This window comes from Vibrio sp. 1069 (assembly GCF_033340555.1).
On the sequence record NZ_JAWOWP010000325.1, the window covers coordinates 1 to 730 of the forward strand.

Annotated in this window: 1 protein-coding gene; it reads left to right on the forward strand. The window is 46.8% G+C overall.

The window, feature by feature from the left end:
- Positions 1-730, forward strand: a 730-nt coding sequence (locus R7040_RS26285; protein WP_318097552.1) for an NADP-dependent oxidoreductase, incomplete at both ends; no start/stop codon positions are given.

Below are 730 nucleotides of genomic sequence, written 5' to 3' on the forward strand. Positions count from 1 at the left end.
CCCGGACTATGAAGCGGGTGAATGGGTACTTGCGTACACCGTGGGTTGGCAAGACTACGCAATTTCTACCGGAGAGATGGTGATTAAATTAGGCAAAGAGCCACAAAACCCATCATACGCTCTGGGTGTTGCAGGCATGCCTGGCTTTACCGCATACATGGGTTTGTTGGATATTGGCCAGCCAAAACCAGGTGAAACCATTGTAGTTGCTGCGGCAACGGGCCCTGTCGGCGCGACAGTTGGTCAAATCGGTAAAATCAAAGGCTGCCGCGTAGTTGGTATAGCCGGTGGCGAAGAAAAATGTCGCTACGCAAAAGAGGTTTTAGGCTTTGATGAGTGTATCGATCACAAAGCAGATGATTTCGAACAACAATTGAAAGAGGCATGCTACAACGGCATCGATGTTTACTTTGAAAACGTGGGCGGCAAAGTATTCGAAGCTGTCATGCCACTTCTCAATACCAGTGCACGTATCCCTTTATGTGGATTGATTTCTCAATACAACGCAACAGAATTACCTGAAGGCACAGACCATCTACCTCTGCTAATGGGTAAGCTACTGACGAAACGAATCAAGGTACAAGGCTTTATCATTTTTGATGACTACGGTCACCGTTACGGTGAGTTCGCTCAAGATATCAATCAATGGTTGGCTGAAGGAAAGATCCAATACCGCGAACATCTAGTAGAAGGTCTAGACAATGCGCCAGAGGCATTTATTGGTCTGCTA